Annotated in this window: 7 protein-coding genes; all 7 read right to left on the bottom strand. The window is 35.9% G+C overall.

Features of this window, described 5'->3' with window-relative positions; all coding sequences use genetic code 11:
- Positions 1 to 1,604, bottom strand: a 1,604-nt coding sequence (locus tag D6734_10705) for a hypothetical protein (GenBank protein RMF93193.1), incomplete at its 3' end; no start/stop codon positions are given.
- Between the two features lie 134 nt (positions 1,605 to 1,738).
- Positions 1,739 to 2,701 carry a cytochrome b/b6 domain-containing protein gene (locus D6734_10700; protein ID RMF93192.1) on the bottom strand — a complete coding sequence of 321 codons (963 nt, stop codon included), beginning with the start codon at positions 2,699 to 2,701 and terminating at the stop codon, positions 1,739 to 1,741.
- Positions 2,702 to 2,704: 3 nt separating this feature from the next.
- Positions 2,705 to 3,781, bottom strand: coding sequence for a hypothetical protein (locus D6734_10695; GenBank protein RMF93191.1), 1,077 nt, complete (start codon positions 3,779 to 3,781; stop codon positions 2,705 to 2,707).
- Between the two features lie 6 nt (positions 3,782 to 3,787).
- Complete coding sequence (locus D6734_10690) at positions 3,788 to 4,477, bottom strand: hypothetical protein (GenBank protein RMF93190.1); 690 nt, start codon at positions 4,475 to 4,477, stop codon at positions 3,788 to 3,790.
- 2 nt (positions 4,478 to 4,479) lie between these two features.
- Positions 4,480 to 5,718, bottom strand: coding sequence for a hypothetical protein (locus D6734_10685; GenBank protein RMF93189.1), 1,239 nt, complete (start codon positions 5,716 to 5,718; stop codon positions 4,480 to 4,482).
- A 5-nt stretch (positions 5,719 to 5,723) separates the two neighbouring features.
- Positions 5,724 to 7,706: a cytochrome B gene (locus tag D6734_10680; GenBank protein RMF93188.1), complete on the bottom strand. Its 1,983-nt coding sequence runs from the start codon at positions 7,704 to 7,706 to the stop codon at positions 5,724 to 5,726.
- Positions 7,687 to 7,912, bottom strand: a 226-nt coding sequence (locus D6734_10675; GenBank protein RMF93187.1) for a hypothetical protein, incomplete at its 5' end; no start/stop codon positions are given. The genes D6734_10675 and D6734_10680, both read right to left, overlap by 20 nt.

Below are 7,912 nucleotides of genomic sequence, written 5' to 3'. Positions count from 1 at the left end.
TTAATCTTCCACTCTTGTGGCATTTCTTTATAGTTTTCATCATGACAATTTTCACATCTTGATATAGCGTCCGTTGAAGAAGAATCTTCCGTTGGCAAGTGACAATCATTGCATCTAACCTCCGATGCAGCCATCACATCAGGGACAATTTTGGGCAAGTCTTTTTGCTTTAAACCAAAATATAAAGTGGCTTCGTCAAAATGACATCTCTTGCAGTTTGCCTCATCATCACTATGATGACAAGCGGCACATTCCTCATAGCTTATTGTTGTCTCCTTATGCTTTTGCGATGAATGACAGTCTGTGCATTCTAATCCAAATTTTTTAAAATGTTTTTCATGAGGGAAATCATTCCCTTTATAGTCAAGGATAGAATCTTTTTTTATATAGTTGTGACAAAAGGTCGTGCAGTACGAAGTATTCATATTCATTAAATCATCCAATCTTCTGTCCTTATAACTTCCTTTCAAAAATTTGTCCTCAAAATCATTTATTCCTCTCAAAATTTTAACGGCATATTCAACATTATGAATTCCCTTTGCACGTTTCAAAAAATTTAAGTTGAAATCCATATCCTCATATGTCTTCTTATCTTCATCCTTCATTATTTTATATGGAAGCTTCTTAAACCTCTTTTCAGTGTATAGAAGCAGATTTTCAATATTTCTCTTCCATGAACGAAGCATTAAGTCATATCCTTTCTCATGGCAAGCAAGGCAGGATTTTTCATTTGCTTCAGCCATCGCTTCGCCAAGGATATGACGCCCCTTTATGAAATGAACTTCAGTATGGCATCCGTCACAGGAAACCTGAGCCGCAAACATACGACTTGGCGTACTTTCTACATTCTTTGCCATAACCCCCATATACATCTCCTTTTGGCCGCTATGAAGTTTTCTATGACAGCTGTCGCATTTTACCTCTAACGGTTTTGCCATCTGGACATTTCCATGTAATATCTTTTGATGACAATAAAAACAGTCAATCCCTTTTTCTGACACATGTTTATCATGAATAAATTTATGATCATCAAACTTTTCCATTCTTTCAGGATGACAGGAAAAACATCGTGTCTTATCAACTCTACCATCTCCCTTTACAACCTTTGTATGACACCTGTTGCATTCTATACCTGTTTTTATATATTCAGAAAGATTGACCGAATAACCGCCATGAGTGACCTCTCCGTCAGGTACACCATGGCAAGATGGACAACCTGTATATGCTTTATCTTCACTCATTCCTTTGAAATGGCAAAGGAAGCAGGTTTCCTTTGTTACATCTATATGATTTCCTTGGACAATTTGAGAATGACAGCTTGAACATCTAAGCATTTTTCCTCGAAGAAGCCTTCCCATATGCTTCGAATGGTCAAATTTTATCTTATTTTCAAATGCCACAACACTATTTACCATCCTGTCACTATGACATCCTGCCTGCATACAGCTCTCATTCTTTACATCGCCTATAGGACGGGGATTGTAATATCCCATAAAATATACAATGGAACTAAGGACTATCTTTGGGATACTGTAATCATGACACTGAAGACACCTTACTTTGTTATGAGAAGATTCTTTCCACCCTTCATAATAGGGCTCCATATAGTGACATCTCGTACAAAAAGATGGGTTTTGAAAATTTCTGTAAAAGAGAACAGATAGTAATAAGAAAATTAAAACTATAATGCCTGTTATAATAAATTTTTTCTTCATCTTTCCTCTGTCCTATTTTTTGTCTATTCATTTTTCTTTACTGCTTTATTTCTTTTCATCATAATCTTTTCATATTCAAGAGGATGCTCTTCAATCATATCTTCTTTTGATATTTTTCCATTCCACCACACCCAACTCATTGGGAAAACTCGAGGATTGAAATGAACATTGTAAAAATGCCAAATCAATATTGCAAGAGTGCATAACAATCCTTCATCGCTATGCGCTTCTTTACATATATCTACTATTACCTTCCCAAAGAGATTTATTGATTCAACCTCAAACCACATCAAAAAACCTGAGCCAATCATTATGATACAGCCCCAATATACTGCCCAATAATCGAATTTTTCAATGTAAGAGAATCTGCCAAATTTAGGCTTCTCATCTGTTTTCCCGAAAAAATACTTAATCATCTGAATCACATCAGTCACATCTTTCCAACGGGGCAAAAGCTCTATGAAATCGCTTCTGCCCTGACGAGTAAAAGGAGTATAGATTAGGCAGTGATAGAGAAACATACATACAAGGCCTGCAGCGCCTATTCTGTGTATCAAAGTTATCGTTTTCATTCCTCCCACAAGGTTGATAAAAAAAGCGGCAGGTGAAGTAAAATAGAATTTTTCGGGGATTCCTGTTAAAATAAGAACAATACAACTTGTAAAAAGAAGCATATGTTGAAGTCTGAAATTTAGTCCAAAACGAATAAAAAATTCTTCCTTTTCTTCTTCCGCAGGTTTTTCTTTTTTTTCTCTCTCTTTTTTTCTTTCCTCTTCTCTGATATAATCAAGAAGTACTTTATCCTTTATCTCCACATAATCCTCTAAGATTCGAGAAGCAATCTTTTCGAGCTCATCCTTTTTGAATCCATTGCCGTATTTTTCTCTCAATTCATTTAGAACCTGCTCTTTTATCGTTTCTTTAAGAGTAGTTAGCTCTTTGTTTTTCTCTGTGCTGAAACTGTCATCTCTTTTGTTATCATCCATATCTCAAGACTCCGTTTTTTTCAGTCTTTTTCTCAAATCCAAAATTATGTGAGCAACCAATGCAAGCATTACAGAAATGGTGAGATACTTGAATGATTGTGCCACATAATAAACAATACCTGATTCTTTTTTCTTGGGATTTATATGCATTTTCCCTTTTGCAAAATTTATATTGGCTCCCGGATGGCATTTACCGCATGTTTTTGGAATGTTGTCCTTATAGATTGTAGATTTTGGGTCGGATGAAGGCCTGATATTATGATATCCATGACAGCTTGCACAATTAGCCGCAGTTTTTATTCCAAATTCATTGGCTATGCCGTGAAAACTCTCTTCATATGTTTCTACCTGTTCAGTCGATACACCGTATTTCTCCATAATTTGCATTTTTTCATGACAGGCAGAACAAGTTTCCCTTATATGGCTTGCATAGACAGTAGATTTGGGATTATCATGAGATAAGATTTTATGTTCACCATGGCAATTTGTGCAAACAGGAACATCTGGATTCCCTTTTTGGTATGCTTCACCATGAACAGAATTAGTAAAATCGACATATTCCTGAAGATGGCATTTACCGCATGTTTTTGGGATATTTTTTCTTGAGACCTTTGAATTTTCATTATCAGGTTTATAGATATCGTGGCTACCGTGACAATCCTGACATATAGGTGCAGAAGAAACTCCTTTCAAAAGAGCCTGTCCATGGACACTTTGAAAATACTCACTATACTTTACTGTTTCCGGCGCCCCTGAAGGATTGCCAACAAAATGGCATCTTTCAGCACAATTTACCTTGTTGATCTCATTGCGATGTGGAATTGAAAGAACATCAGAATGACAATCTGTACAGGATTTTTCAGAATGTACCGATTTCCTCAATTCTTTGGCATCTACATATAGATTTAAAATTCTTCCAGTAGAAAGGGGATTTGAAAAACCTTTCTTCCCATGGCACACAAGACATTTGGTATCATCTGGCTGAGCATATACAGATAGCGAGAGAAAGATGAAAAAAATGAACAAAGATATAAACTTTAAAGAAAGTAAATCTTTTCTATTATTTTTCCTATTTTTCATATCTTTTCAATTCAAATTTGTTTTAATAATCTCTTCATATTCTAAATAATGTTCTTTTTTAAGTCTATCTTCACTTATCCTTCCTGTTAACCAAATCTTATCCATTGGAAATACCGATGGATTCAAATGAACATTATACTGGTGCCATAAAAAAAGCACTAAGAAGGCAAGCAAACCTTCTCGCCCATGCAATGTCAAAAGCACATCCATTGCCCATTTAGGTAAAATCATCATCGAGATATCTTTAAACCAGAGCGCCAAACCGCTTAAAATCATTATCATCATTCCTAAGACCACACCCCAATACTGGAATTTCTGTATAAAATTGAATTTCTTGAACTTTGGAAACTCCTTATTGTTAGACAGATAATAAGAAACGGCTTTAGCCAACTCCTTGAAATCGGAAAAGGAAGGAATAATTTTCAAGAATTCATTATGTGCATCTTTTGAAAATAAAATGTATAACAGATGCCACAAGCCATCAAAAATCAAAATTATTGCCGCAATACGGTGAATATAAGCCCTTCCTGTATAACCGCCACCAATGCTTATTATCATCTTTGCAACTTCGGTTGAATGCCAAAGCAAAGCAAAGCCCGACACTCCAAGCACTATAGACGATAGCATAAGCAGAATATGCTGAATTCGAAAAATTATATTAAACCTTGAAAAGCTTTTTTGATTTTCTTTAGTCATTGTCAGCTCTTCTTCTTAGAGAAATAGCTATAAAGCTCCATTGCCACATAAATCAAAAAGAAAGTTACAAGTATTCCTATAAACCAAACATAAAATTTCCTTATATAATACTTGCCCGGCGAAACATCTTTATCAGCAGTAATGTGAATCTTTACATTCTTAAATTTTTCTCCCGCATTGGGGTGGCACTTGCCGCATGTATGGGGCAAATTATCTTTATAAACTCTTGATTCAGGATTTGTTGAAGGAAGAATCTTATGCGCGCCATGACAGCTTGCGCAGTTTGCAGACTTTAATTCACCGTATTCTAAAAGAAGACCATGGAAACTATCCATATATGTTTTAAAACGTCCTGACGGTATACCGTAAGCAGACGAAATAGTTTCATTTTCGTGACATTTGGAACAAGTTGATGGAATATTTGCGGTAAATACAGATGACTTCTTATCTGTTGGAGGCAAGATTTCATGCTCTCCGTGACAATTTATACAGGAAGGGCTTTCAACTATTCCATTATTTAAGGCTGTCCAATGTATTCCTGCCTTATAATTTTCCATTATTGGTTTGTGACAGCGGCCACAAATAGTAACTATATCCTTTTTGAAGACAACATCATTTATATCTTTTATCTCTCGTATGCCGTGCCCTCCATGACAATCACTGCACACTGCCGCCACTAATAATCCCTTTTCTTCTATGGCTTTACCATGAACACTTTTTTCATAAGACTGAATAAATCTTATCGATGGAAGACCGTAATCATTTACGACATTTTCATCTTCATGGCATTTAATACATACTTTTATTTGATTGATAGGAGAAACCTGGCAGTCTGGATCACTTACACAGGAAATATAGTGAGTGCCATGACAATCTGAGCAGTAAGGCGGCGAATATTTATGTGATTTTTTTGACCATCCATGAACGCTTTTTCGATAGATTTCATATTCTTCTTCATGGCAGTCTTCACATCTTACTTCTTTCGCATTTTCCCCATGGTCAAGAGAGCTCCTTACCTCTCCAATCTCTGAATGACAATCTCTGCATAATAGATCTCCATGCACAGATGTTGTGTATCTTGAAAGGTCAATATAAAGTTTATCTCCTCGCTTGGATTTCAAGATACTTTTTTCGCTATGGCATTGTGTACACTTTATTTCTGCAGATGAATTCATTGAAATCAAGAAAACGAAAAATAATGACAAAATAATTGTAAAGTTCTTTTCATCTATTTTCATCATATTTCCTATCCTGTCTCTTGAATATGAATAAGCTCTTCCCTTTTCTCAAGTTCAATAGGATGTTCTTCCTTCATTTCATCGAGCGATATCTTTCCTGTTAACCAACACCAATTCATTGGATAGACTGAAGGATTTAGGACAACATAGTATATATGCCAAACAATGATAGCTAAAGTGGCAAGCCATGCTTCATAATAATGCACAAGTTCAGCAATATCTATTACAATCTTTGGGAAGAACAATAAAGTTTCCTCTTCAAACCATAGAATAAGTCCGGTTATTACCATCACGGCTGTGCCCCATATCAATGCCCAGTATTCGCTCTTTTCAATATAATTAAACCTGTCATACTTTGGTTTTTCATTTTTTAAACCTATCAGAAAAGCAAAGTTTGCAAGCATATCTTTCAAATCCTTATCGGATGGGAGCATACTTCTAAGCTCGAATCTTCCTCTTTCAGTGGCTGTAATGAAATAGATATGATAAAGAGCAGTCCCCATTAGAAAAACAGCTGCGATTCTATGAATCAATCCCCTCAAAGAAGCACCTCCTTCAATAATTCGGAATGGTAGTGTCCACCATGAATCAGGAAAAACAAGAGCAAAACCTGTAACAACAAGAAAAATGAAAGAGATGAGAAGGAAAAAATGCTGAATTCTTTCATTGAGATTAAGTCGTTCATAAAAGACTTCGCTCCTTTTTTCTGAATGAAGTTTTCCTTGAAAATGGAGCTTCATCTTTTGGATGAAGTCGAGAAAGTTGTGAATGAACATACCCGAAATAGTCACTATTATAAGAAAAATGTATATCCATTTTATATAGAAAAGTATTTTCTCAGAATCGTTTCCGCCACTCTGCGTCTTGGTGATATGAATTACTCCAGAAGCAAAATTTTCACTTGCCTTTGGGTGGCATTTCCCACAGGTTGTTGAAAGATTATTTTTATTGACATATGATTCAGGATTGCTTGATGGCAAAACCATATGGACGCCATGACAACTCCCACAGTCGGCAACTGTTGTTTCTCCTTGCCGTGCTGCCAATCCATGATAACTCTGCAAATAGCTTGACACCCTCTGCGGTGCAACCTGATATTCTTTGCTAAGCCGTACATCATCGTGGCAGCGGACACAGGAATCAAAGACAATCTTCCTTTCAGCATCAATGACAGAGTCAGAACCATTCTCGATACTTGTAATTGTGTGAATACCATGGCAGTCAGTGCAAACTGGTGAACGTGATATTCCTTTCTGCAAAGCCGCATAATGGATACTCTTTTTATATTTGATAAATATTCCGTAATGGCAGTTGCCGCAGGTTTGGGCAATACTATTCCTTGCAACTGTGGATTTGTAGTCAGCAGGATTCCTTATATTGTGGGCGCCATGGCAATCTGTGCATATTGCTGCAGCCAAGACACCTTTGCCAAAAGATTCACCATGAACGCTGTTTTCATATTGGACATAGACCTTTCTTGAATATACTCCTCCTGAAACCTCCACAAATTTCACGCTATTATGGCACTCTGCGCAAATAGAAGGTATTTTTACACGCATAGCACTTACTTTTTTCTCATCCTCTTTAATGATTAAATGATTACCATGGCAATCTGAACATTCCAAGGCATATGATTTGAATGCACTTTTCTTTTTTCCATGAACACTTTTTTGTAATAGCTCATACTCCCTTGTATGGCAGTTTCCGCATATCTGCCTTGAAGAAAGTTTACTTCTTGTGTGAGGGTCCTCAGAAAAAGAGATATCTGAATGGCAATCTACACAGTCAATGCCGCGATGGACATAATTCATATTCTTGTCCTTCTCAGGAATGTCATGGCATTCAATACATAAAATTTCATCTGCTGAAATAACAGAAAAAGGAGAAAAAAAGAAAAATAGCAAAAAAGATGACAATATAAGGATGCTTTCAAAATCAATTTTTCTCTTTTCAAAATCTGCAATTCTATTTTTATTTACTCTTCTCTTCATTCAGATTTTCTTTTTTTCTGTAAACTGGACAGTTTTCAAAATCTCCTGACAAACAAAAAGCAACAATTTCCTTTCTGCTCGGGAATTTAATTCCCTCTGTAAAACCAAGACATTTAAAAACTGTCTTTTTTTTAAAATAGATACATCTTTTATGAATCTCTTCTACCTTCATACATTTTTGATATGCATTTTTCATACCAATAGAG

It is taken from the genome of Candidatus Schekmanbacteria bacterium, assembly GCA_003695725.1.
GTDB lineage: Bacteria > Schekmanbacteria > GWA2-38-11 > GWA2-38-11 > J061 > J061.
Note: the sequence above shows the minus strand (reverse complement) of the source record. Positions and strands in the feature narration are given on the sequence as shown.